At 68.9% G+C, this 24,460-nt stretch carries 23 protein-coding genes; 13 read left to right on the forward strand and 10 right to left on the reverse strand.

Annotated elements, in window-relative coordinates; genetic code table 11:
* Positions 1–105 precede the first annotated feature (105 nt).
* A complete protein-coding gene (locus tag QHF84_RS34725) occupies positions 106–1,161 on the reverse strand; it encodes a nucleoside hydrolase (RefSeq protein WP_281317809.1) in 1,056 nt (351 codons plus the stop codon).
* A gap of 20 nt (positions 1,162–1,181) precedes the next feature.
* Positions 1,182–1,706 (reverse strand): hypothetical protein, encoded by a 525-nt coding sequence (locus tag QHF84_RS34730; RefSeq protein ID WP_281317810.1) that lies wholly within the window; start codon positions 1,704–1,706, stop codon positions 1,182–1,184.
* An 87-nt stretch (positions 1,707–1,793) separates the two neighbouring features.
* On the opposite strand from QHF84_RS34730, the gene QHF84_RS34735 reads away from it, so the two are divergent.
* From QHF84_RS34735 to QHF84_RS34750, 4 genes are all read left to right on the forward strand, one after another.
* On the forward strand, positions 1,794–3,881 hold the full coding sequence (locus QHF84_RS34735) for a beta-galactosidase (protein WP_281317811.1): 2,088 nt from the start codon (positions 1,794–1,796) through the stop codon (positions 3,879–3,881).
* Positions 3,882–3,939: 58 nt separating this feature from the next.
* Entirely contained in the window at positions 3,940–5,448 is a 1,509-nt protein-coding gene (locus tag QHF84_RS34740; RefSeq protein ID WP_281317812.1) for a VWA domain-containing protein, read from the forward strand.
* 55 nt (positions 5,449–5,503) lie between these two features.
* A complete protein-coding gene (locus tag QHF84_RS34745) occupies positions 5,504–6,475 on the forward strand; it encodes a hypothetical protein (protein ID WP_281317813.1) in 972 nt (323 codons plus the stop codon).
* 96 nt (positions 6,476–6,571) lie between these two features.
* The gene (locus tag QHF84_RS34750) at positions 6,572–7,681 is read left to right on the forward strand and encodes an AI-2E family transporter (RefSeq protein ID WP_281317814.1); all 1,110 of its coding nucleotides are present in this window, start codon (positions 6,572–6,574) and stop codon (positions 7,679–7,681) included.
* 1 nt (position 7,682) lies between these two features.
* Here QHF84_RS34750 and QHF84_RS34755 read toward each other — a convergent pair whose 3' ends face one another.
* The gene (locus QHF84_RS34755; RefSeq protein WP_281317815.1) at positions 7,683–8,699 is read right to left on the reverse strand and encodes a M23 family metallopeptidase; all 1,017 of its coding nucleotides are present in this window, start codon (positions 8,697–8,699) and stop codon (positions 7,683–7,685) included.
* Positions 8,700–8,882: 183 nt separating this feature from the next.
* Here QHF84_RS34755 and QHF84_RS34760 point away from each other — a divergent pair, with 183 nt between their 5' ends.
* Complete coding sequence (locus tag QHF84_RS34760; RefSeq protein WP_281317816.1) at positions 8,883–9,569, forward strand: MgtC/SapB family protein; 687 nt, start codon at positions 8,883–8,885, stop codon at positions 9,567–9,569.
* 25 nt (positions 9,570–9,594) lie between these two features.
* On the opposite strand, the gene QHF84_RS34765 is transcribed toward QHF84_RS34760, so the two are convergent.
* Positions 9,595–10,293: a hypothetical protein gene (locus QHF84_RS34765; RefSeq protein WP_281317817.1), complete on the reverse strand. Its 699-nt coding sequence runs from the start codon at positions 10,291–10,293 to the stop codon at positions 9,595–9,597.
* 85 nt (positions 10,294–10,378) lie between these two features.
* Here QHF84_RS34765 and QHF84_RS34770 point away from each other — a divergent pair, with 85 nt between their 5' ends.
* A complete protein-coding gene (locus QHF84_RS34770; protein WP_281317818.1) occupies positions 10,379–11,209 on the forward strand; it encodes a LuxR C-terminal-related transcriptional regulator in 831 nt (276 codons plus the stop codon).
* 12 nt (positions 11,210–11,221) lie between these two features.
* Here QHF84_RS34770 and QHF84_RS34775 read toward each other — a convergent pair whose 3' ends face one another.
* From QHF84_RS34775 to mrtC, 5 genes are read right to left on the reverse strand one after another with little or no spacing between them, the layout of a single operon-like run.
* The gene (locus QHF84_RS34775) at positions 11,222–12,235 is read right to left on the reverse strand and encodes an NAD-dependent epimerase/dehydratase family protein (protein ID WP_281317819.1); all 1,014 of its coding nucleotides are present in this window, start codon (positions 12,233–12,235) and stop codon (positions 11,222–11,224) included.
* On the reverse strand, positions 12,232–12,663 hold the full coding sequence (locus tag QHF84_RS34780) for an STAS/SEC14 domain-containing protein (protein WP_281317820.1): 432 nt from the start codon (positions 12,661–12,663) through the stop codon (positions 12,232–12,234). Before QHF84_RS34780 ends, QHF84_RS34775 begins: the two co-directional genes overlap by 4 nt.
* Positions 12,664–12,682: 19 nt before the next feature.
* Positions 12,683–13,105, reverse strand: a complete 423-nt coding sequence (locus tag QHF84_RS34785; RefSeq protein ID WP_281317821.1) for an STAS/SEC14 domain-containing protein — start codon at positions 13,103–13,105, stop codon at positions 12,683–12,685.
* Position 13,106: 1 nt separating this feature from the next.
* Complete coding sequence (locus QHF84_RS34790) at positions 13,107–13,772, reverse strand: HAD family hydrolase (protein ID WP_281317822.1); 666 nt, start codon at positions 13,770–13,772, stop codon at positions 13,107–13,109.
* Positions 13,769–14,629 carry a myxosortase MrtC gene (gene mrtC, locus QHF84_RS34795; protein ID WP_281317823.1) on the reverse strand — a complete coding sequence of 287 codons (861 nt, stop codon included), beginning with the start codon at positions 14,627–14,629 and terminating at the stop codon, positions 13,769–13,771. The genes QHF84_RS34790 and mrtC overlap by 4 nt, the downstream gene beginning before the upstream one ends.
* Positions 14,630–14,742: 113 nt before the next feature.
* Here mrtC and QHF84_RS34800 point away from each other — a divergent pair, with 113 nt between their 5' ends.
* Positions 14,743–16,008, forward strand: a complete 1,266-nt coding sequence (locus QHF84_RS34800; protein ID WP_281317824.1) for an extensin family protein — start codon at positions 14,743–14,745, stop codon at positions 16,006–16,008.
* Positions 16,009–16,015: 7 nt separating this feature from the next.
* Here the strand turns inward: QHF84_RS34800 and QHF84_RS34805 are convergent, their stop codons facing one another.
* On the reverse strand, positions 16,016–16,540 hold the full coding sequence (locus QHF84_RS34805; protein WP_281317825.1) for a hypothetical protein: 525 nt from the start codon (positions 16,538–16,540) through the stop codon (positions 16,016–16,018).
* Between the two features lie 131 nt (positions 16,541–16,671).
* Here QHF84_RS34805 and QHF84_RS34810 point away from each other — a divergent pair, with 131 nt between their 5' ends.
* From QHF84_RS34810 to QHF84_RS34835, 6 genes are all read left to right on the forward strand, one after another.
* Complete coding sequence (locus QHF84_RS34810; protein WP_281317826.1) at positions 16,672–17,616, forward strand: hypothetical protein; 945 nt, start codon at positions 16,672–16,674, stop codon at positions 17,614–17,616.
* Between the two features lie 184 nt (positions 17,617–17,800).
* Positions 17,801–18,700, forward strand: coding sequence for a serine/threonine-protein kinase (locus tag QHF84_RS34815; RefSeq protein WP_281317827.1), 900 nt, complete (start codon positions 17,801–17,803; stop codon positions 18,698–18,700).
* Positions 18,697–19,851 carry a serine/threonine-protein kinase gene (locus QHF84_RS34820; protein WP_281317828.1) on the forward strand — a complete coding sequence of 385 codons (1,155 nt, stop codon included), beginning with the start codon at positions 18,697–18,699 and terminating at the stop codon, positions 19,849–19,851. Before QHF84_RS34815 ends, QHF84_RS34820 begins: the two co-directional genes overlap by 4 nt.
* Before the next feature lie 61 nt (positions 19,852–19,912).
* On the forward strand, positions 19,913–20,893 hold the full coding sequence (locus QHF84_RS34825; RefSeq protein WP_281317829.1) for a hypothetical protein: 981 nt from the start codon (positions 19,913–19,915) through the stop codon (positions 20,891–20,893).
* Positions 20,894–21,096: 203 nt separating this feature from the next.
* On the forward strand, positions 21,097–23,208 hold the full coding sequence (locus tag QHF84_RS34830; RefSeq protein ID WP_281317830.1) for a UvrD-helicase domain-containing protein: 2,112 nt from the start codon (positions 21,097–21,099) through the stop codon (positions 23,206–23,208).
* Between the two features lie 72 nt (positions 23,209–23,280).
* Positions 23,281–24,402 carry a hypothetical protein gene (locus QHF84_RS34835; RefSeq protein ID WP_281317831.1) on the forward strand — a complete coding sequence of 374 codons (1,122 nt, stop codon included), beginning with the start codon at positions 23,281–23,283 and terminating at the stop codon, positions 24,400–24,402.
* Positions 24,403–24,460 lie beyond the last annotated feature (58 nt).

A 24,460-nucleotide genomic window follows, 5' to 3' on the forward strand; every position in this document is an offset into this window, starting at 1 on the left:
TGCCGGTCTTTGGCGAGAATCCGCGGCCAGCGAGGACGACCTTCCCATCGCGCCGCTACCCTCGTGGACCGGCAGGCCGTTTTGCTCCGCCACGATACGGGCAGCTCACGCCGCCTCCCTCTCCCGATTCCACGCCCCCCAAGCCTCCGCCACCCGCGCGCCCTCCTCGCCGAGCAACGCTTCGGCGATCGCTCGCCTGGCCGCCTCGTCGTCCGTGTCGAGAGACATGCGCGCCTCGATCGTCCGGCCCTCGCTCGCCGCGTACCGAGCGGACAGAACCCCCACAATCGCTCTCCCTCGTGAAGGCAACGCCCCCCCGAGCGCCGCATGCGACGCCTCCGTGAGCCCCACCCAGCCGTCCTCACGCAAAAGGAGCGAGACGTCCTCGAAATCGACCAGGCCCGGCAAGGCCGCGGACAGCACCGTGAGCGGGTCGTGCATGATCGAACAATCCTTCCCCGTCCCGACCCAAGCTTCGAGATGCCGCACCAAGATCCCCGCCGCCGGATGCGCTTTTCTCAGCGCACACGCGAGCGGATCGTCCGGATACACCCCGAGCCTCTGCCGTAGCCCCTCGCCGAAGGTCCCCCAGCTCGAATGGCTGAACAGGAGCCGCGGCTTCTCCACCCGGCAAAGGACCCGCGCAAACGCACCCGGGTCGAGCCGGGCATTGTACTGCGCCGCTTCCCGACGGTAAGCCCCCGAAAGCGCCGGCCCCATTTGAAACAGCCGCACCCGCGCCGCGAGCTCCGGACGCACACCGAGCACCGCATCGAGGTTCGTCAGCGGTCCGAGCCCCACGTAATCCACACGCGGATGCGCATCGAGGACACGGAGGATCTCCCCGACCGCATCGAGGGAAAAAGGAGCGTCTTCGCGCGCCAGCCCGGCCTCCTCCACGAGGCACGAGGTGCGACGGCGTAGGCTCGGCAGCCCCGCGGCGACGGGGAGATCGACACCCGAGGCGCGAAGCAGGCCCGAAAGGAAACGCGCGCGGCCCTTTTCGCGGGTCTCGTCGCTCGTGACGAGCAAGGCCGGCTGGAATCGTGAGGGCCGAGCGGCGAGGAGCGCCGCGACGCACGTATCGTCCGGATCCGTGCCGATATCCATGTCGAAGATGGCCGGCGCCGCGCCGAGCCGAGCTTCGTGGGTCGAGAGCATGCCCCGTCACATTCTCACGTTCACGGCTCCTCGACCATTGGGAACACTTCCACGCCCAGCGACTTGAGCTGGGTGGCCCCTTCCGGCGGCCTCGCCTCCTTGGCCGCATTCATCTGATCGCGCGTCTCCCAGATGCTGATCGTCATTCCCTTCCCGGTCGCCGGATCGGTCACGAAATAACTTGCTTTGCATCCGGGCTGCTTTCGCATCCAGGCGCGATAGGCGCGCGCCTTCTCCAGGTCCGCCTCGCTCGCCTTCTCGTGCGTCACCACCCGGCAGAAGCCTTTCGTGGGCACCGACGACGCCGACTTCTCGTTCGCTTTCCACAGGTTCGCCGCGGCCCACAGCTTGCCGATCTGCAGCACGGGGTGCGCGCCCTCCACGCCGTAGTCCTCCGGCGTCACCACGCGGCCGCGCACCGAGAAGTAGCCCGTGCGCAGGCCGAACTCGTCGGTCACGGCGTACTGACCGCCCGCGGCGGTCACGTGGTACAGGCTGTCGTCGATCGTCACCTTGTTGCCGTCGACGTGGGTCTTGCTCGCCATGGGCGTACATTACCAGAGCTCGGCGCCTCGTCTGCCTTTGAAGCTCACCGGGTTCGTCCCTTCTTTGCTACCCTCGCCTCCGCCGTCATGACCGCACGTGAAGACAAGGCAGGGGGCGAGGGCCTCGGGCGTAAGGTGCGTCTCGTCCCCGGAGGACTCGAGATCGCCGGCGAGGTCGTTCCGCTTCGCGCGGGCGCCGTTCACTACTGGCGACTCGACCCGAACGAGTGGCGCGCTTGCCTCGAGGCCGTCAAGGCCATGGGCCTCCGCCTCGTCGACACCTACATCCCGTGGGGCGTGCACGAGGTCGCCCCCGGCAAACTCGAGCTCGGCGCGACCGACCCCCAGCGCGACATCACCCGCTTCTGTCGCATCGCCGAGGAGCTCGGCCTGTACGTCATCGCCCGCCCCGGGCCGCACATCAACGCCGAGCTCACCTACTTCGGCCTCCCCGAGCGCATCGTCTGGGACCCGGCCTGCCAGGCGCGTTCGCCCGACCAGAACCCGGTCATGCTCCCCATGCTCCCGTTCGCGTTCCCCGTCCCGAGTTACGCGAGCGACGCCTTCCACGACGAGGCCGCGCGGTATTTCCAGGCCCTCGGTCCCGTCCTCGCGCCGCTGCTCTACCCGAACGGGCCGATCGTCCTCTTCCAGATCGACAACGAAGGCGCCCTCTACTTCCGCGACGGCGCCTACGACCAGGACTACCACCCCGACGCGATCCGCCTCTACCGCGAGTTCCTCCGGGAGAAATACGGCACCATCGACGCCCTGCGCGCGTCCTACGGCATCGAGCCGACGGAAGGCGAGGTCCCGTCGAGCCGCCGCGGCGAGCTCAAGCGCTTCTCCTCGGTCGACCCTCCGCGCAAGCTCGACGCCGAGCGCCCGCGTGACCTCGCGCGCCACCTCGACTGGTCCGAGTTCCACGAGCACCTGCTCGCCACCGCGTTCCAGCGCCTCGGCCGCGCGCTCGCCGCGGCGGGCATGGACGGCCTGCCCACGACGCACAACCTCCCGCCGGGCCAGGACGCGACGCCGCTCAACGCCGCGCGCGTCACCAAGGTCGTCGACCTCGTCGGGCTCGACTACTACCACGCGGCCGATCCCACGAGCCGCGCCGTCATCGCGCGCCGCACGACCGAGCTCGCCACGCGCTCGGAGGCCCTCGCCGTCCCTGCGTTCGCCTGCGAGATGGGCGCGGGCTTCCCGCCCTTCTTCCCGCCCCTCGACGAGCGCGACGGCGCCTTCACCGTCCTCTGCGCCCTCGCGTACGGCCTGCGTGGCTACAACGTCTACATGGCCGTCGAGCGTGACCGATGGATCGGCGCGCCCATCGATCGCCACGGCCGCGCGCGGCCCTACGCCGTCTTCTGGCGCAAGCTCTCGGCCGCCCTCGAACAGACGAGCTTCCACGACCTGCGCCGAAAGACCCCGGTCCGCATCCTCATCCCTCGCACCGAACGTAGGCTCGCGCGGGTCATGCACGCGTTCGGCCCGCTCTCCGGCGCGTTTTTCTCGATCGTCGGGGCCGGCGCGCGCGAGCGTTGTGTCGAGGACGACCTCGGCCTCGGGTATCCGGTCGCCATCGAGGCCGACAACTTCGCCCGCGCCTTCGAGCAAGCCCTCGAAGCGCGCGGCGTGCCGTTCGCCGTCGTCGGCGGCGAGGACCGCGACATCGCGCTCGGCGACGCGCGCTGGCTCATCTGCGCCACCTCGGGCGCCTTGAAGCCCGAGCTCTTCGAGCGCCTCGCCGAGGCCCACGAGCGCGGCGCGCGTGTCACGATCGGCCCGCGCGAACCTCGCTTCGACGGCGCCTTCCGGCCCCTCGACATCCCCTTCGACCTGCGCCGCCTCGGCGAGGATGGCCCCCTCACGGGCGACGTCCCCGCCGCGGCCGACGCGGCCGTCTCGCATGCGATCGAGACGCTCGGCCTCCCCGCGTACGCCTGCGACCCCGGCGGCGTCTACGTCACCGTGCACGAGGACGCGTCGGGCGCGCCGCGTGTGCTCTTCATCGTCAATCCTTCCGAGCGGGACGTCGTCGCGCGCGTCAGCGCCGGCGTGGCGCGTACCAAGGCGACCGACCTCATCGACGATTCCACCTTCGAGGCCCGCGCGGGCACGCTCGAGGTGCGCATGAAGCCGCGCACGGTGCGTATGCTGGCGTTGCGTTGATCACGAGGGGGCATGTCCGTTGCTAGGCGCACGGGCGTCATTGCTTCGGAGGTGCTCGATGAAGAACGTCGTTATCGTAGGCTCGGCCGCCCTCTCGTTGATCGTCGCCGTTGGCCTCGCCGCGTGCGGCGCGGACGAGGCTGGCTCGGACTACCCGGGGTATGCGCAGCCGCAGCCGCCGGGCGGATCCTCGGGTGGTGACGTCGCGGCGCCGCCGGCCCCTCCGCCCGCGGAGGGCACCGACGCGGGCGCCGACGCCGCTGCACCTTTTGCGTGCGACGGCCTCGACAAGGACAGCCCTGTCATCCTCTACCTCTCGGCGGACGACTCGAACTCGATGGGCTCTCCGGTCCAGATCCGCGAGCTCTTGAACAAGGGCATCACCCCGCCCACGAACCTCGTGCGCACGTACGAGTTCCTCAACTACTACCGCATTCAGTACCCCGCGCCGCCCACCGGCGACCTCTCGATCCTCCCGCACCTCGGCGAGACCAAGATCGCGGGCGAGCTCGACCTCCAGCTCGGCGTCCGCTCCTACGACGCGGTCAAGCCCCGTCGCCCCATGACGATCACGTTCGTCCTCGACACCTCCGGCTCCATGGGCGGCGAGCCCATCGAGCGCGAGCGCGCCACCGTCGCCGCCATCGCGCAGAGCCTCGCCGAGGGCGACATCGTCAATGCCGTCACGTGGAACACGAGCAACAACATCGTCCTCTCGGGCCACAAGGTCACGGGGCCGAACGACCCCGAGGTGCTCGCGATGGCCCAATCCATCGAGGCGAGCGGGGGCACCGATCTCTCGAATGGCCTCGCGGTCGGTTATCAGCTCGCGGGCCAGCATTACGGCACGGGTCGGCTCAACCGCGTCATCCTGATCAGCGACGGCGGCGCCAACGTCGGCGTCACCGACGAGGACCTCATCGGCTTGCAATCGAAGGACGCCGACAAGGAGGGCATCTACCTCGTCGGCGTCGGCGCCGGCCCCGGCGAGAATTACAACGACCTGCTCATGGATACCGTCACGGACAAAGGCCGCGGCGCGTACGTGTATCTCGACAGCCCGGCCGAGGCGACGCGGATGTTCGTCGATCGATTCGACGAGACCATGGAGGTCGCCGCGCGCGGCGTGCAGGTCGAGATCACGCTCCCCTGGTACATGCGCATGTACAAGTTCTATGGCGAGGAGTACTCGACGAACCCCGAGGAGATCGAGCCGCAGCACCTCGCCCCGAGCGACGCGATGATCTTCAACCAGGTCGTCAAGGCGTGTGACCCGTCGGTCGTCGATCCGAACGACAGCATCACCGTCGTCGCGCGCTGGAAGACGCCGCTCACGTATCTCGACCGCGAAGTGAAGGTCACCATGACCCTCGCCGAGCTGCTCGCCGCCCCGAAACCCCAGCTCGCCAAGGGCAAGGCGATCGTCGCGTATGCCGAGGCCCTCAAGAACCCGAGCCAGGAGGCCTTCCAGAACGCGCTCACGCTCATCGAAGAAGCGAAGGCCGGCGCGCCCGACCCGGAGCTCGACGAGATCGCGTCTCTCATCGCCAAGCACCCCGCGTTCTGAAAGCCCTGACGAACGGCGCTATTGCTTCTCCGCCGGAGCTCTCCTAAAAGGGGCCGTGCGAACGATTGCGAAGATTCTCGGAGGCCTGCTCGTGAGCGGCCTCGTCTGGGCCGGCTGTAGCGACGAACCTGAGCAAACCACGGACGAGCCGCTCGCCGGCCTCCCCAGGACCTATGCCCGCGTCCAGTGCGGCCGCGCCTTCGCCTGCTGCGACGCCGCCGAGCGGGACGACGTCCTCCTCTTCGACCCGGTCCCCGCGACCCAGGCCGAATGCGAGGCCCGGTACGAGAGCATCTTCGGCGCCGTCGTCGTCGACCTCCGCAAGGGCATCGACGCCGGCCGCATCGTATACGACGCCGCGCGCTCGGACGCCTGCTTCACGAAGGCCGAATCCGCGAGCTGCGCCGATTTCTACGGCTCCGATTTCTTCGAAGAGGACCCCGATTGCGAGGCCGCGTTCCAGGGCACGGTCGAGCTCGGCGGCGGCTGCCTCGCCGACGACGAATGCAAGGACCCCGGCGCCTCCTGCGCGGGCGCCTCGGGCGCGGACCTCGGCGCCTGCAAGGCCCCGCCCGGCGAAGGCGAGCCTTGCCAGGACGGCCTCTGCGGCCCGGGCCTCACGTGCCGCCTCGACGAGGGCATGCTGAAATGCGTCGCCCCCACGGCCGACGGCGGCGCCTGCGACCTCGACATCGATTGCGAGAGCGGTTATTGCGATTTCCAGACCGGCGTCTGCGCCGTGCCCGCGGCGGCGGGCGGCGCGTGCTCCGTCAACGCAGGCTGCGCGAGCGGTTATTGTGACGTCGCGGCCGGGACCTGTGCTGCGAAGAAGGGCGACGGCGCGGCGTGTGTCACGGGCGTCGAATGTGCGAGCGGCTTCTGCGACGACGCCGCGGGCGCGGGCGCCTGCGCGCCCACGAAGCCGGACGGCGCGGCCTGCATGGTCTCCGCCGAATGCGCGAGCGGCCTGTGTGACGCCGGCGCTTGCAGCCCGGGCACCGGCACCCCTGTCTGCGACGGCCTCTGACCGGGCGACGCGCGACGTCGCGCGGCGGCTCACCGCTTCCGGTTGACGCCGCGCCTCTTTCATCCCACGTCTCCGGTTCAGCGAGGCGTGCGCTCCATGGAACGAGATCGCTGGCTCTCCGTTGTGCTGAGGACGGCGCTGCTCGTCCTGTTTTTCTGGATGGTACGGACCATCCTCGTCCCGATTGCCCTGGGCGCGCTCTTCGCGCTCCTCCTGAGCCCCCTCGCCGAGAAGCTGAAGCCCCGGCTGGGCCGCGCCGAGCGGTTCGCGCCGCTCCTCTTCACGTCCGCGACGATGATCCTCGTCGTCATCCCGTTCGTCTTCGTCACGCTCGAGGCCATCCAGTCGATCAACGAGTTTTTGGCCCGCGATTGGACGCCGACGATCCAGCGCTTCCAGTCGTTCTTGATCGAGGGCATCGACATTCGCGGCCGCAGCATCCACATCGGCGGCCCGCAGCTCCAGGCGGCCATCCAGAACATCGGTCAGCGCGCGGCGAGCTTCGCGGCTGCGCTCGTCGGCGGCATGGCCACGGCGTTGCCGGCGCTCATCCTGAGCCTCTTCCTCTTCGGCGTCTCGCTTTATTACTTCCTGCGCGACGGCGGCAAGCTCGTCCACTGGATGTTCCGACTCTCGCCGTTCCCGCCGAACCAGACGCGCGAGCTTTTCGCGTCCGTCCGCGAGACCGTCAACGGCGCGATCCTCGGCATCCTCGCGACGGCCGTGGTCCAGGGCAGCCTCACGCTGCTCGCCCTGAACGTGTTCGGCGTGCCAAACGCCTTTTTGCTCGGCGTCCTCGCCGCGCTCCTCTCGTTCATCCCGCTCGTCGGCACGACGCCGGTCACGGTGGGCGCGACGATTTACCTCTTCGTCACGGGTCACGTCGGCGGCGCGATTGGAATGGGGATCTCGGCCGTGGTCGTTGGCCTCTCGGACAACGTCGTCCGCCCGTGGGTGCAGAGCTCGTCGACGCGCATGCACCCGCTCATCGCGCTGCTCGGCATCTTCGGCGGCCTCGAGCTCTTCGGCCCGGTCGGCGTCTTCCTCGGCCCCGTCATCGCGGCCATGGCCGTCTGGACCGTCGACACCTACGCGAAGATCCACCCGCCGCGCCGCGAGGCGACCGCGCCGCCCGCGGACAAGGACGCGAGCGTGCCCCCGCCGCCGAAGACCGCGCCCCCGCCGAAGAACCCGCCGCTGCCGTGATTCAATAGGCCGAGGGCGGCGCGGCATCGAGCCGCTGATCGAGCTCGGCCTTCACCTTCAGGAAGGCGTGTCGCTCGGCCTTGGGTACGACTGCGGCGGGCGGGGTGAGGAGGGTCTCCGCGTCGAAAAAGGTACCATTCGTGCGCGCGCTGAAATGCAGGTGGGGCCCCGTGGAGCGCCCCGTGCTTCCGACATAACCGATGAGCTGGTGGGCGCGCACCTGATCCCCGACCTTCAGTCCTTGTGCGAACTTGGAGAGGTGGGCATAACCGGTCTCGGTTCCGTCCGGATGCACAATGGCGACCCAGTTGCCATGCGCCCCGTGGGGGCCGACGAAGCTCACGGTGCCGCGATACGATGCATACACCGGCGTCCCTTTGGGGGCGCCGAAATCGGTCCCCTGGTGCGGCATCGGCCGGCGCAGGATCGGGTGCATGCGGCGCGGATTGAATGGGGACGTCCTGCGCAGCTTGGCGAGCGGCGAACGCCAGCCGGTCGTGCAGGCGCGTGTCCCGGACGCGTCGAAATACCCTTGCGACTCGTGCCCTACGAACTCGTAGAACCGAGCCGGCTCGCCGGCGGGCGGCCGGTATTCGAGCGCGAGGATGTGCGCGTCGCGCCCGCCGTCGGCGGCCCCTTTTTCGTCGGCCACGAGCCGGATCGTGGCGCCTTCGCGATGGTCGTCGTCGGGCAGGCAACTGCCGAGCGCGTCGTCGATTTCGTCGAGAAAGACGTCGTCGAGAGGTTCTCGCGCTGCGGATGGCCCCGGCGACACCCATGCGAGCGCGCCCTCCGGCTCGTGCTCGGGGGTGACCGCCTCGCTGCGCGGCGTGGTCGTCGTGATCGCCGACGGGGCGGCCGCCGTGCGCTCCCGCTCCGCGCGTGCCCGGTCCTTGTCCAGCGAGACGGACCAGCAGAAGAAGGGGATCCAGGCCACGCCGAGGACTGCAATACACGCGAGCGCGACGTCGAGCGCGACAAACGTGCGCCGTGAGGAGTCTGGATCGAGCGGCTCCATCGGAAGAGCGCGAGGTTTTACCAGCACCGAACGGGGGGTGCAACTCGCTGGCACACCTGGCACCCGAGGCTTGCGTCGCCGCCTGACGCGTGCACAATGCGTGTGGCTTTACGCCACCAACACCGGTCACGGCTGCGCTCGCAGCGTCTGGCGCGCGGGACCCATCGCCGGGGAGTCGAGGCCATGATCTCCCACGTTCAGATGATCACACGCATCGCCGTGGGTACGGCGCTCGGCGGCATCATCGGGTACGAACGCGACCGGCACGGCAAGCGCGCTGGCCTGCGAACGCACCTCCTCGTCGCGACGGCCTCGGCCACGTTCATGGTCGTGTCCGCTCACTTCGTGTACTTTCAAGGGTACACGGAGGGGGAGTTCGTCGAGGTGGACGGCTCACGCATCGCGGCGTCCGTCGTATCGGGCATCGGCTTTCTGGCGGGCGGCGCCATTTTGCGGACCGGGCTGACGATTCAGGGGCTCACGACCGCAGCGGGCCTGTGGCTCGTGACCGCGATTGGTCTTTGCGCGGGCGCGGGCATGATGCTCGAAGCCGCGATCGTGACGGCCATCGGGCTCGTCGTGCAGACGGTCGTGCGGCGGCTCGAGGGCAAAGGCAACCAGCTCGTCCGGCGGCGCGTCTCGGTGGTCCTCGCCGAGGATTCGAAGCAGCTCGACGACGTGGAGGCGCTCCTCAAGGAGCTGCGCGGCGTCGTATTCAACATCGAATACGAGCGCCGCCTCGACGAGAAGCGGCGTATCGCCGTCGCCTTCGAAGTGGGTTTTCCGCCGGAGCTCCGCGTGGGCGATCTGATCGAGCGGCTCGAGCGGCTCAAGGATGTTCGGCGCGTGCACGTCGAAAACAAGCACTGAGCGGAAAGCGTGGCGCCTTCCCGCATCACGGCGCCGTCGACAGCACGTACGTGTGGTCGAATGCCTCCTTGCTGGGATCGACACCCGTGACCCGAACCTCGTGCGGGCCTTCGGACAACGTCAGCGCAAGCCAGTAGCCATCGCCCACGCCCGATTGCGACATGCCGTTCAGGCATGGATCAGGCAGCGCGCCCACCAGGCTCTGCTCCGCCTGAAACTCGAAGAGACCCGTCGTGTGGCGATGCGCGTGGACGTCGACGCTCGCGCCGTCCAGCGTCACCTCGAGGCCCGTGACCATGTCGTTGTAATCAATGGCGCCTTGCCGGAGGAAATCTTCGAGGGATTGACCGGCGGCAGGCTCGAACGTCGGATCGGGACAGGGATGATCGTTGATGATGACCCATAGCGGGACGAGCACGGGTTTTCCCTTCGGGATCACGCACGTCCTCCGGTAGGTCTTGGCGCCGTCGTAGGCGGGCACGAAGAACACCGAGCCGTCCTGGCCGATGCCGCAATCCTGATCGAGGACGAGCTCCGGATTTTGCGCAGCCGGCACGCCGAACGTCCAGCGCCACCATTCTTCGGTCCAGGCGCCGATGCTTTTTCCTGCAATGGGTTCGTCCGGCGCCATCACCACCGCTTCGTCGGCGGGCTCGGGCTCGGCCGACGTGCAGCCGGAGAGGGCAAACGCAGCACAAAGAATCACCAAAACCGTAGGCTTCATCGTCCACCTCCTGGGTCGTTTCGGCGAGTCTAGGCGGCGCTTCGAACTTCACCATTCCCCTGAACAGGGGGTACCCTCCACCTCCATGTCGGAGTTTTTGACGTGGCGAGATGCTCGTGCCGTGTTCCGCGTGCTCGACGAGCTCAAGCAGCTCCGCCACGACACCTTGTCCTGGCGCAGGCACATGGTGCGCGAGCTCGGGGCGCTCGTCGGCGCGCACGTGGGTGTCGCCGGGGAAGCCCCGGCGGGGCGTTTCCTCGACCCGTCGAGCCACGTGGGCACCATCGACACCGGCTGGGCCTCGGAATCGGACCGCATCGCCTGGATGAGCGTGTGCAGCCGCATCGAGCCGGACCTCGATCCTTCCGACAAGGCCGTGGCCGCGCTCGGCCCGCGCTCGTTCACGCGCACCCGCCAGGCGCTCGCCACGGATCGCGATTGGTACCGGTCCGGCATTTTCAACGACCATTACAAGCCAGCCGGATTGGATCATTATCTCCTTTCACATCGAGAGATCCCCGGGTACGAGGTCGCGCATTATTTTTTCCTCTTCCGGGCGCGCTCCGAGCGTCCGTTCACGGAGCGCGAGCGCAAGCTCGTCCACCACTTTCACCAGGAGCTCGGGCGGATGTGGCGCGAAGCAAGCCGGGAAGCCTTGCCCCGTCGGCTCGAACAAACGCTTCTCCTCCTCCAGGCCGGTTGCAGCGAAAAGGAGGTCGCGGCGCGCCTCGATTTGAGCCCGTCCACGGTCCACGATTACTGCAAATCGCTGCACAAGCGATTCAACGTGCGCAGCCGTTCCGAGCTCCTCTCGCACGCCACGACCTTGCCGCAAGCGCCCCGGCTGGTTCTGGAGGAGACACGCCACGCGCCTGCGCGGAGCGTCCCTCGGTCCGTCAAGGCGAGAGGCTGCTGACCGGACAGGCCCTCAGAGCCAGCCCTGATCCCGGTAAAACCTCACCGCATCCGCGAGCGACACGTCGAGCGGCCGCGACGTATACCCGAGCTCCCGCTCCGCCCGCGCCGACGACAAACGCACCCGAAGCGTGCTTTGCAGCGCCATTTCGTGGCTCAGCATCGGCGGCCGGCCCGTCAGGTGCGACGCACGTTCCATCAAGAACGACAAACCCATCACCGCCCGATCCGGCAGCGTGAAGCGTGGAGCCTTTCCGCCGGCCGCCGCCGCGATCCGCGTGAGCAGCGCGCGCACCGAGAGCGCCTCGCCTCCGAGGATGTAATGCCGCCCGGAGCTTCCCCGCTCGGCGGCCGCGAGATGGGCCGTGGCCACGTCGCGCACGTCGCACGTCGTCCGGATCCCGTTTGGCGCGGCGATCGTCGTGCCCTTCCGTGTCGCCGAGAAAAGCGGCAGCACGTTTCGTTTCCAGTCCCCCGGGCCGAACACCGCCACCGGATGCGTGATCACCACGAAGAGCCCCTCGCGCCCCGCCCGCTCCACCTCCTGCTCCGCCTGCCATTTCGTGTGCGGATAGACCATCTGGAGCGGCGCGAAATTGTACGGGCTCGTCTCGTCCACCGTGACGATTGCCTCGGTTGGTGGATACGGCTTTCCAATCGTCGAGCCCGTCGACGTGAACACGAACCGTTCGATCCCCGCGCCACGCGCCGCCGCGAGCATGTTCCGCGTACCCGCGACGTTCGTCCGCTCGATCTCCGCCCATTTCGCGCGCCACATCCGCACGTCGGCGGCGACGTGATACACGACCGCCGCGCCGCGCATGGCCTCGGTGAGCGTCTCCACGTCGTCGAGATCCCCGCGCACGATTTCGAGGTCCGCCCGCGGCAGGTCTCCCGGGAGCGACCCGCTCCGCGACAGCGCGACCACGTGGTGACCCGTTTCGAGGAGCTGCCGGATGATTTCCCAGCCGAGAAACCCCGTCCCGCCCGTCACGAATGCCGTCTTCCGCCGCGGAATCGTGTTCATGTTCGTTTCCTTCGCCGGGGCAGCCGCGGACGGTTCATGTAGGCGCGCGCCTCGGCCTCGGTCTCGAAAAACTGGATCTCCATGTCGGGCGACGCCGTCCCCATGAACCGCGCCGCCCGCACGACCATCTCGGTCACGACCCGGATCGTGAAGCTCGCGCCGACGCAGAGGTGGGTCATCGCGTTCTTGATGTGCGTCCCCTGCAGCGCCCGTCGCGCCTCGATCGTCGCCCCGGTGACCGTGGAGAGGTCACAGAGCACGAACACGTGGTCTTTCTCCGCGCACCATTCCGCCTGGAATGCGAGCAGCGCTTCGAGCGACGGACCGTCGATCTCCCCCGAGAGGCGCATGGCGAAGATGTTCGGCGCCTCGATCCACGCGACTTGTTTTCCGAATTGCCGCCGCTCTCCCGGCGTCGGTCCCGCCATCGTCATTCCCCTCCGCGCCTCACGGGACGAGCGCGCGCAGGTCCTTGCGCCGCTCGGCGAGCCACGCCCGCGCCTCCCCCTCCGATTCGAAAAAACCAAAATCGACGTGCCGCTTCGTGAGCAGACGGCCGGCCGTCAAGACCATGTTCGCGAGCGTCCTCGCGGTGAAGCTCGCTCCCAGAATGGCGACCGCGCCCGGCGCTTTTCGTCCCCGGTTCCACGTGACCATTTCCCGTCGCGCCTCGGTGGTGATCGTGCCGGCCTGCCCCACGTGGATCAGGATGAGCCGGTAGCCGTGGCGTTTTTCCAGGTCCCCGCGGAGGAACTGCATGTACCGCTCGACCTGCAAGTCGTATTCGCCGCGCAGCGACACGACGAGCAGATCGCCCTCCTCGTGGACCTCGACGGTCGTGGGTTTGTCCGGGCAGTCCACGTCGACCACCTCACCACCTCTCGATGCGCCATCCGCGCTGCCGGGCGAGGCGTTCGAGCCGCGGATCGGGGTTCACGGCGACAGGCTCCGCGACCCGTTCGAGCAGGGGCACGTCGGTCACGCTGTCCGAATAAAACGTCGCGTCTTCGAGGACGAACCCGAGCCGCTCCGCGAACTTCTCCGCGCGCCGCACCTTCCCCGTCCCGAGGCAAATCGGCCGCTCCGCGCGACCCGTGAAATGGCCACGCGCGTCGATCTCGAGCTCCGTCCCCACGACGTGCTCGATCTCGAGTCGCTGCGCCAGCGGCCACGCGGCGTATTTCGTCGCGCCCGTGACGATTGCGCAGACGTCGCCCGCCTCCTTGTGCCGCTTCACCGCGCGCCGCCCCGCATCGGCGATGTGCCGCTCCACGTATTTGCCGAACCAGTCTTCGCAGCGCGTGACGAGTTGACTCTCGGGCGTACCCGAGAGCGGCGCGAGCGCCCTCTCGGCCATGCTCTCGGCGTTCAGCAAGCCGAGCGTGTATTGCCCGACCCAGTAAAACGTCTTCAGGAGATCGAACGTCGACGCTTCCCCGATGTCGCGCAGATACCGCACGTAGAGGCTCGCGGTCTCCTTGCGCACGAGCGTGCGATCCATGTCGAAGAGCGCCGCGCGGCGCTTCGGCGCGCTCATCGCGAGAACCCGTAGCCGCGCTGGAGCGTCGCCGAGAAGATGTTGCAGAGCGCGTGAAAGACGACGCCCGCGCCGACGCCGCCCGTCCGCGCGCGCAGCCAGCCGAAGACGAGCGACGGGAAAAACACGGCGAGCCGATCCACGCTCGGCACGGTCAAGAAATGCCCAATCGCGAAGATCGCCGACGAGACGATGACGCCCGGGCCGAGATCCGCGCCGAACACGCGCCACCGGGGCGCCCACGCCGCGTCGAGCCGGGTCTGGAGGTATCCCCGGAAAAACGCCTCCTCGGGGAGCGCCACGGCCAGAAAATGCCCGGAAATCTCGTTCCACGGCGACTCGAAGCCCCGGAGCACGAAGGGCATCTTCACGCGCCAGAACAGCTTGAAGCCGAACCAGAACGGCGGAAAAATGATCGCCGCGAAGAGGAGCACCCAGAGCGAGGCCTTTGCCGCGTCGCGGAGCAGCCTGCGCCGATCGAGCGGCAGCGGCTCGAGCAGGCCCCCGAGCGAGAGCCCGTGCGCGCGGATCACGTGCTCGTCTCCGCGCAGCACGAGCGCCCACGTGACCGCGAGGAACGCGAGCCCCACGGCCGTGCCCGCGTGATCCTTGGGCGCGAAGTAGGAGAGCGCGGTCACGAGGATCGTCGTGGCGAGCGCGACGAGGAGTGGGCGGCGCGCGTTCGGCGCCTCGGGAACGACCTCGGCGGACGCGGCGGACGCGGCGGGCGCGGGGCTCTCGGCGCCGAGGCCCGGGGCGGGCGGCTCGGGGGTGTCGAGGGGAGCCGGGGGTTCGGGGGCGTAACTCGGCTCGTCCGAGCGTAGACCCTGAGCATTGGAAGGACGATCCGGGAGCACGCGCGGGCGAGGATAGCCTCGTCTGGTCGGCGGCGCGAGCCCGTGGTCGTGGGGTGGTCCGGGAAGATCTTCGATTTTCTGGCCTTCCTGGGGACGGCGGGTACAGTCGGCTCGTGGTGCTCGGTTCGCTTCTCCGCTCCCTGGCCCCGTCCTGCCTCGCGGCGCTCACGTTCGGCGCGGGCATGCTCTGCGCCCGCCCGGCGAGCGCGGTCTCGCCGTTCCTCGTGACGCCCGAGGCCTCCGTGGTCGAGGCGAGCCCGGCGTATCGATACGCGAACATGACGGACGACGAGGCGTTCGCCGAGCTCGACCGCCGGAGCCTGCCGTACGTGCGCATCGACCCCGTGCCCGGCGTACGCGCGCCGATCCGGCTCACGGGGCGGCTGCACGGCGTGTTGATCCATTCGGCGCTGCCGGAGGAGCAACGGCCGACGTCGATGTTCGAGATCCTCGACGCGCGGCTGGCCCTCGCGCTCGACGATTTTACCGCGGTCCTCGAACGTCACGAGATCGACGAGCTCGTCCACTACACGATGTACCGGCCGAACGTGCCCCGCGAGATGCCCGCGCCGGTGGCGGTGAAAAAGGAGTCGGCGAAGAAGGAAGCGCCGAAGAAGGAGACGGCGAAGAAAGAGGCGCCGAAAGCGGACGCGCCGAAAACGGACGCGCCAAAAGCGGACGCGCCAAAAGCGGACGCGCCAAAAGCGGACGCGCCAAAAGCGGACGCGCCGAAAACGGACGCGCCGAAAGCGGGCTCGAAGCTCCCGCAGGCGAATACGGCGAAGGCGTCGGGCCTCGGCAAGGGCGCGCTCGGGGCCAAGCATTCCCACGACGGCGCGGCGAAGGGCACGAAACACAAGGCGCCGGCCGCGGTTCAGGCCAAGCCGCGCGAGATGGTGCCGGCGAGCGAAAAGCCGAAGACCGCGCAGCGGCCCGCGCCGAAGGCCGCGTCGCAGCATGCGCCGGCGAAGGCCGAGGCCAAAGCGGCGCCGGCGAAGGCGGAGGCGCAAGCGGCTCCCGCGAAGACCGAGACGCAGGCGCACACGGCGCCGGCGAAGACCGTGCACCACCCGCGCTGGGCCCCGCCGGGCACGCGTCATCCTGCGGGGCTCGCGATCGACGTCGGCCGATTGCGCAAGAAGGACGGCACCTGGATCAGCGTCCTCGACCATTTCCACGGCAAGATCGGCGAAAAGACCTGCGGCGACGGCGCCCGGAAGCCCGAGCAACCCGTCGCGCAGGAGCTCCGCGCCATCGTGTGCGAATCGCAGGACGCGGGCATCTTCACGTACGTGCTCTCGCCGAATTACAACACCGACCACGCCGACCATTTCCACATGGAGATCAAGCCCGGCGTGCGGTGGTTCCTCGTGCACTGAGCGGCGCTTATGGCAGCGCTTTGAGCGGCGACAGGACCCCGTATTCGAGGTCGATGGGCAGCTTGAGCGTGCCGGCGAGGACCATCTCGACGCGGGGGAGCGGGCCGTCCGTGAGGGCCGCGAACGGGATATCGAGCTGGAACGTGAGCGAGGCGAAGCCAATCGACACGAAAGGCGCGATGTGCGCGCCGACGAACGCGGCCTGCTCGGAGGTAGCGCTCTCGAACGTGGCCCCGATTTCGGCGCCGAAGATCGATGTATTGATCTGCGGGCCGAACGAGACCCGCGCGCGCTCGAAGCCCACGGCGCTCGCCTGCACGAAGCCCCCGTATCCGAGGCCTCGGCCGGACGCATTCGGGTAATGTACGAACGTGACTTCGCCACCGAGGAGCCCGAGCGTGGGCTGCTCGGGGCCGAACACGACGCCGCCCATCGGCCCGACCGCAAAAACGTTCCATCCATCGGCGAAGCTCGGGTTCGTGTACACGAGCAACACGAGGGCGACGGCGAGCGAGGAGATCCAGCGACGCATGAACGGGGGAGCGTGGTGGGGCGCCCGGGCCGCGTCAATCGAATCCGGCTCCGCGAGGGAAGGTTTTACCGTGCGTCCTTGGGCAAACCTTTCCCTTGACGAACCTCGAAACGCCGACGTAGAACGCGCCGGTGCCCTCCCTGTCGCACGAAGCGCTCGTCGAGCTGTTCCGCAACCGCCCGGTGCTGGCGGCGGAGATCCTGCGCGAAGCGTTCGACGTGACGCTGCCGAGTTTTACCGAAGCGCGCATCGAATCCGCAGATCTCGGCGACGTCATCCCTCGGGAACTCCGCGCCGACCTGCTCGTGCTCCTGCTCGATGGCAGGCCTGTCCTCGCCATCATCGTCGAGGCGCAGCTCCACCATCCCAAGCAGGAAAAGTCATTCGCGTGGCCTGCCTACCTGGTCGGCGCACGCGCGCGCTACAGGTGCCCGGCGTGCCTGCTCCTCGTCACGCCCGACGCCGCGCTCGCGGCGCGCCTGGCCGAACCAATCGTGCTCGGCCCTGGCCAGGCCGTGATCACGCCGTTTGTCCTGGGACCCGCGGGCGTCCCGGTCGTGGCGGACATCGCGGAGGCGCAGAGAAGGCCGGAGCTCGCGGTTCTGTCGGCGATGGCACACGGGCGGACGGAAACGGCGTTCGAGGTGGCCGTGGCTGCATTGACGGCGAGTGTGGGCATCGAGGACACGGCGACCCGTGCGCTCTACATGGATCTCGTGCTAATCTCGGTGAACGCGGCAACACGAAGCGCCCTGGAGGCTGTCATGAGCATCAAGGATTACGAGTACCAGAGCGAGTTCGCGCGTACGTACTTCCAGCAGGGGCTCGAGCAGGGCATCGAGCAGGGCATCGAGCAGGGCATCGAGCAGGGCATCGCGAAGGGGCGTCTGGACGGTGAGTTGCGGCCGCTCGTACGCCAGTTCGAACGCCGGCTCGCGCGGGCCTTGACCGACGCCGAGCGGGCTCGGCTCACCGAGCGCGTCCGTACGCAGGGCGCCGAGCGTGTCGGGGACCTGGTGCTCGATCTCTCCACCCAAGACCTCGCCACCTGGCTCGCCACGACGAACGGGCACTGAGTTTGCCCAAGGACACCCCCCACTGGATCTCCGTCCAGCGCGCCCGCCGAGCGCGCCCGCCGCAACCCTGAACGCCCGTCCTCCCATTACGATTTTTTCGTCCCGGCACGCAACTGCCGCCCCCTTCCGGTCGACATGAGGGCGTGGGGGTCATCTCGGACGAACCCCCTGGGAGGACGAACTCATGCTCATCGACGTCGCAGCGCTTCCGACCGATCCGCTCGTGGGGACCCGTTATCGTGTCGTTCGTTTGATCGGCGGCGGCTCGTCCGCCGACGTGTACGAGGCCGCCGGCCCTTCCGGCGAGCTCTTCGCCATCAAGGTGCTCCGCCACGAATTGCGCGATTCGCAGGAGGCCGCCGCGCGCCTCCTCCAGGAAGGGCGCCTGCTCGCCTCGCTCCGCCACCCGAACCTCGTCCCCCTGCGCGAAATGGGAATGACCCGGGACGGTCGTCCTTTCCTCGCCATGCCCCGCCTCGCCGGCGAGACCCTTCGTGAAACCCGCCTCCGAAAAGGCGCCCTCGCGCCGTCGTTCGCCGCGTCCCTCGTCGCCGGCGCGCTCGATGGATTGCACGCCGCGCACCGGCAGGGCGTCGTGCATCGCGACGTCAAACCCGGCAACATCTTCCTCGTCGCCGCGAATGCCGGGCCTCCGCGCCCGGCGATGATCGACTTCGGCATTGCCAAGGTCTCCGGCGCCGCGGCGTTTCGCACCACGGAGCAAGAGGTCGTCCTCGGCACGCCCCGCTACCTCGCCCCCGAGCAGATCCTCGGCGGGCGTGTCGATGCCCGCACCGACGTGTATGCCATGGGCCTCGTCCTCTTCGAATGCATCGCCGCCCGTGGCCCCTTCGATCTCCTCGCCGGATCCGATTTCCTCACCCTCATGCGCGCTCACCTCGGCCTCGCCCCGCGCCGCCTCGACGACGTCGCCGACGCGCCGCCCGCCCTCGCCCGTGTCGTCGCGCGCGCCCTCGAAAAGAAGCCCGCGCGACGTTATCCCACGGCCGCCGCCTTTGCCGCTGCGATTCGCGGCGCCGTCGCGCCCGAGGCCTTCTCCGGTGCCGAGCGGAGGGCGTCGTGACAAACCCTGCTATTCGCACCGACCTCCTCGACCGGTCCACGGTCCCCGACGAGAGCCTTCGCCCCATTTCCACCGGCTCCCCCGTCTGCTCCACGCCTCTCCGTCGCGGCGAGCGCGCGCCGGGCACCCCGTGGATCATCGTTCGTCCTCTCGGCAAGGGCGGCGTCGGCGAGGTCTTCGAGGTCGAGCACGCCCTGCTCGGGCGCCGCGCCGCGCTGAAGGCGCTCCTGCCCGCAAATGCCGAGCGCCGCGGGCTCGCCGAGCGTATCGCCGACGAGGGACGGATCCTCGCTCGGGTGCGTCATGACAACCTCGTCGAGGTCCTCGACCTCGGATTGCTCACGGACGACGGCCGCCCCTATCTCGTCCTCGAGCTCCTCGAAGGGCGTGACCTCCGGGCCGAGCTCGGCCGTATCGGCGTTCTTTCCGTGCCGACGACCCTCGCCATTGCGTCGCAGATCCTCCGCGGCCTCGGCGCGCTTCATCGCGCGGGCTTCGTGCATCGCGACCTCAAGCTCGAAAACCTTTTCCTGTGCGACGACGGTCGCGCCAAGATCCTCGACCTCGGCGCCGCCGAGCCCGCCGCCGGCTCGGAAGGCCCGGGCGCGCGAGGCGCCTCGCTCGGGACGCCGCGCACCATGGCGCCCGAGCAATTCGAGGGAAAACCCGTCGACGGGCGCACCGATCTGTATGCCCTCGGCCTCGTCCTGTACGAGCTCGTCGCCGGTCGTGGCCCTTTCGACGACATCAAGGACCTCGACGCCCTGCGCTTCGCCCACCTCGATCGGATTCCCGCGCCTCCGTCGTGGTTTTCGCCCCAGCCCATTCCCGCGGCGCTCGACGCCTGGATCCTCCGCGCCCTCGAAAAAGACCCGGACGACCGCTTCGCCTCGGCCGAGGCCATGGCCGCCGAGATCCCCGCGCTCGTCGCCCCCCTTTATGCCCCCACCGCGTCTGCTGCCGACATCACCACGCCCTCCGCTTTCTCCCCGGACGTTGCTCGCCGGCCGCCGGACGTCACGCGCCGCAGGGTGGTCTCTGCTCTTGCCATCGCCGCGCTCGCCGCGGGGCTCGCGGGCGGCCGGCTCCTCGGGCCCCGCTCTTTGTTCGGCGGCGTCGTGAACGATCCGATCGCGTCGCGATCGGTGTAAGGTCTTCGTGCACGCCTCCGTTTTCATCGGCGAACGGCGCGGGCCGTGGGGAGTAACGACGATGGACCTCATTCGACGCGGGTTTTGGGCTGTTTCGTTGGCGACGCTGGTTTCCTCCGCCATCGGCTGCGGAGGGAGCACCTACACGGGTGGTGGCTCGTCGACGCCGAGCGAGTCGAGGGGCGTCGAAGTCACGGCGACGGGCGCGAGCGTCCCGCCAGGCCAGTTCGGCGGCGATTCGGCCGGCTTCCCCGCGTCCGCCGCGGACGAGGCAGCGCCCGCGCCTCCGCCTCCGGCCACCGTGCAAGGGACCGCCTCTCCGCGCCCCGGCGCATTCGAGGCCGAGACCAAGCGCGCCGAGGTGATGCAGCCCGAGCCCCAGAACCGCCCCGGCCTCGGCACCGAGTGGGGCGAGACGCGCTCGTCGTCGATCACCACCGTGGCGTTCCAGCGCGCCGAACCCACGAGCCCGTTCTCGATGGCGAGCCTTTTCTACAACGACGAGGAGGGCGCGCGCGCCATGGCGAACGCCGCGGGCTTCCGTCGCACCGCGGGCGGCGTCACCCCCGTCGCGGGCGGCGCGCTGCTCGTCGGCCTGCGTGACGACAACGGCGCGTTCCTGAACGGGTTCGTCGCGAGCGACAAGAACTACGTCGTCGGCGAGGCCGGCCGTCGCTACACGATCGTCATCCGCAACCGCACGCCGAACCGCATCGAGTGCGTCGTCTCCGTCGACGGTCTCGACGTCATCGACGGCCGCGCCGCGAGCTTCTCGAAGCGCGGCTACCTCGTGCAGCCGCACGGCGAGCTCGAGATCGACGGCTTCCGCCAGAGCGTCGACGCCGTCGCCGCCTTCCGCTTCGGCTCGGTGCGCGGCTCGTACGCGGCCAAGAAGTCCGGCGGCGATTCGCGCAACGTCGGCGTCATCGGCTTCGCCTTCTTCCACGAGCGCGGGACGAACCCGTTCCCCTGGACGAACGACGAAGTGAACAAGCGCCACGACGCGAATCCGTTCCCCGGCCAGTTCGCGACGCCGCCCTGATCCCGAGGGGGACGCCTCGCGTCCCCCTCTCGGCCAGGCGAAGCCCGGCCGATTCACCCCCCGAGGCGAGCTCGCTCCGCGATCTCGCGGAGCGCCGAACGGCGCTCCTGATCCGAACCCGGAATCCGCCCCGATCCTGGGCCCCGACGCACCGCGATATTTTCCGACTACCCAACCCGCCGCGGCCGCGCTACCCCCCGGCCGTGGCGATCGATCTCAACCCCTCTCAGAAGCAGGCGGTCGAGCACGATCTCGGGCCGATGCTCGTGCTCGCCGGGGCAGGCTCGGGCAAGACGCGCGTCGTCACCGAGCGCATCGGGCGGCTGCTCGGCAAGGGCGTCCCCGCGACCAGCATCCTCGCGATGACCTTCACCAACAAGGCCGCCGGCGAGATGCACGAGCGCGTCGCGAAGCTCGTCGGCCCGAAGGTCGCGAAGGACCTCAAGGTCTGCACGTTCCACCGCTTCGGCCTCGACACGCTCGGCCAGGAGACGCGGGCGCTCGGCTTCCGCGGCTCGAAGTTCGCGATCCTCGATCAGGCGGACCAGACGAGCGCCATCCGCGAGATCCTGCGCGAGCTGCGCACCACGAAGAACTACGACATCGGCGCGATCCTGGCGCGCATCTCCGCCGCGAAGAACGACTTCATCACGCCCGAGGAGTGGCTCGAGAAGCAACGCAAGGGCCGCGGCGTGGACGAGTACGACGAGATCAGCATGCTCGTCTACCCGAAGTACCTCGCGGCGCTGCGCACCTTCCAGGCGTTCGACTTCGACGACCTCATCTGCGAGCTCGTCCGCCTCTGGAGAAAACGCGCCGACGTCCTCGAAAAGTACCAGATGCGGTACCGGTACCTCATCGTCGACGAGTACCAGGACACGAACCACGCGCAGCTCGAGCTCGTGCGGCAGCTCGCGGCGCGCCACCGCAACGTGGTCGTCGTCGGCGACGACGATCAGTCGATCTACGCGTGGCGCGGCGCCGACGTGAAGAACATCCTCTCGTTCGAGGACCATTTCCCGGGCGCGAAGGTCGTCAAGCTCGAGCACAACTATCGCTCGAAGAAGCCGATCCTCGACGTGGCGAACGCGGTCCTCGCGCGCCAGAACTCGGGCAAGCGGCACAAGAAGGTCCTCGTTGCCACGCAGGGCGACGGGCCGATCGCGCAGGTCGTCGTCTGCGCCGATCCCGAGGTCGAGGCGAGCTTCGTCGCCTCCGAAGCGCAACAGCTCATCGAGAAGCAGGGCGTGCGTCCGAAGGACATCGCCGTGCTCTACCGCTCGAACCTCCAGGCGCAGCCGATCGAGCAGGCCTTGAAGGAGCGGGGCATTCCGCTCCGCATGATCGGCGGCCAGCAGTTCTTCGAGCGCAAGGAGGTCAAGGACCTCATCGCGTACCTCAAGGTCGTGCTCTCGCCGGACGACGAGATGTCCCTGCGGCGCGTCGTGAATTATCCGGCGCGTGGCATCGGCGAGGTCGCGTTCCACAAGATCACCGCGCACGCGACCGCGCACGACATGAGCCTCTGGGCCGTGGTGCAGCGCGCGCACGCCGTGCGGGATCTGCCGCCGGGGGCGCTCGAGGGGTGCCGTCAGTTCGTCCGGATCATCGAGGGCGGGCGGCTCGCGTTCGAGCAAAAGCTGCCGAGCGCGGAGGTCGCGGCGAAGCTCTGCGAGGCGATCGGCCTCAAGGCCGACATCATGGCGGCCTCGGCGAACCCGCAGGTCGCGGCGCGGCGCTGGGGCAACGTCGAGGGCCTGCTCAAGGTCTTCGCGCGCCGCGACGAGGCCGGGAAGGGCGAACGGGAGCAATTCGCCGAGTTCTTGCGCCTGCTCGCGCTCCGTATGGACGAGCAGGATGAAGAGGCCACGGACCGCGTCACGCTCACCACGATGCACGGCGCGAAGGGCCTGGAGTACCCGTACGTCTTCGTGATCGGCGTCGAGGAGGGCTTTTGCCCGCATTCGCGCACGACGACCGAGCGCGCGACCGATTTCGTGCCGGGTGATCAGGACGGCGCGGTGAGCCTGGAGGAGGAGCGCCGCCTTTTCTACGTGGCCGTCACGCGCGCCCGGGAAAAACTCTACATGTCGCGCTGCATGGCGCGTGGGCAACGCGGCAAGCTCGTGCCGCGCACCCCGAGCCGATTCTTGCTGGAGCTGCCGCGTGAGCTCTACGAGGAGCGCGAGGAGACCGCGCCGATCGCGCCGGGCATCGAGAAGACGAAGGCCGGCGCCGCGGGCCTCCTGGCGGCGCTGCAGTCGCTGCCTGCCGGCGAGCTGCCGATGATCCCGCGGGCGCGCCCGCGGTTTTGAAAGACGAACCTCCCCCAATTCCCTTTTCGCCGCGCCGCCCCCGGTGTAAGACCATTCCGGGAGGTCTTCGTCATGAAGTATGGCGCGATTTTTCTTGCACTTCTCGGTCTCGTCGCAATGGCCGAGGGCTGCGGTGACGACGGCGGGTCGGCCAATACGGGCGGGAGCGCGGGATCGGGCGCCGGCGCGGCGGGGGGCGCGGGTGGCAGCGGCGGCACCGGCGGCGCGGGCGGCGAGGGGGGTGTGGGCGGCGCAGGAGGCGCGGGCGGCGAGGGCGGCACGACCGTCTTTTTGAAGTGCGGCGACGCGCCTCCGCCCGGCGCGACCCTCGCGCCCGAGCCGCCGAAGTATTCGGGCGGCGAGTGTCCCATGCTCGTCTCCGGCCACAACCTCATCAAGAGCGGCGGCGCCGACCGTGATTTCCGCCTCGTCGTTCCCACCGAGATCATGCCCGACGAGCGCCTCCCCGTGATCTTCCTCTGGCACTGGCTCGGCGGCAGCGCCGACGATTTTTACGAAAAGGGCCAGGTCCAGGCGGCCGTCGACGGCCAGCGCTTCATCGCCGTCATCCCCGAATCGAAGGACGACATCACCTTCAAGTGGCCCTTCGACGCGACGCAATCCACCGCGCGTATGGAGGAAGAATTCGTCTTCTTCGACGACATGCTCGCCTGCGTCTCGGCGCAGTTCAGCGTGAACAAGGAGTGCGTTGCCAGCGCCGGCGTCAGCGCGGGCGCGCTCTGGACGAGCCAGCTCGCGGGCGGCCGCGGGCAATACCTCTCGTCGATCCTCTCGTTCTCCGGGGGCACGGGCGGGCTCATCAAGCCTTTCCCGAACCCCGAGCACCGCATGCCGGCGATCGTCCTCTGGGGCGGCCCCACCGACAATTGCTTCGGCGTCATGAACTTCGAGACCGCCTCGAAGGACCTCGAAAAGAACCTCGCCGACCGGGGGCATTTTTTTCTCGAATGCGTCCACAACTGCGGCCACGCCGAGCCGCCCATCGACGCCGTCGACGGGCTCACGAGTTACGCGTCGATGTGGCAGTTCGTCCTCGACCACCCCTACTGGCTCGGCGCCGGCGAATCGCCTTATGCCAAGGGATTGCCCGACAACTTCCCAACCTGGTGCGACGTCGGCGCGGCGAGCGCCGTCCCCCGCGAGGGGAGCTGCCCGACCGGGCCGGGCTGCTGAGCCCGAACGTCGTCCATCGAGAGCCCATCATCGCGGAAAACGGGTTTTTCCGGACAGC

The organism is Polyangium sp. y55x31 (assembly GCF_029946505.1).
GTDB lineage: Bacteria > Myxococcota_A > Polyangia > Polyangiales > Polyangiaceae > Polyangium.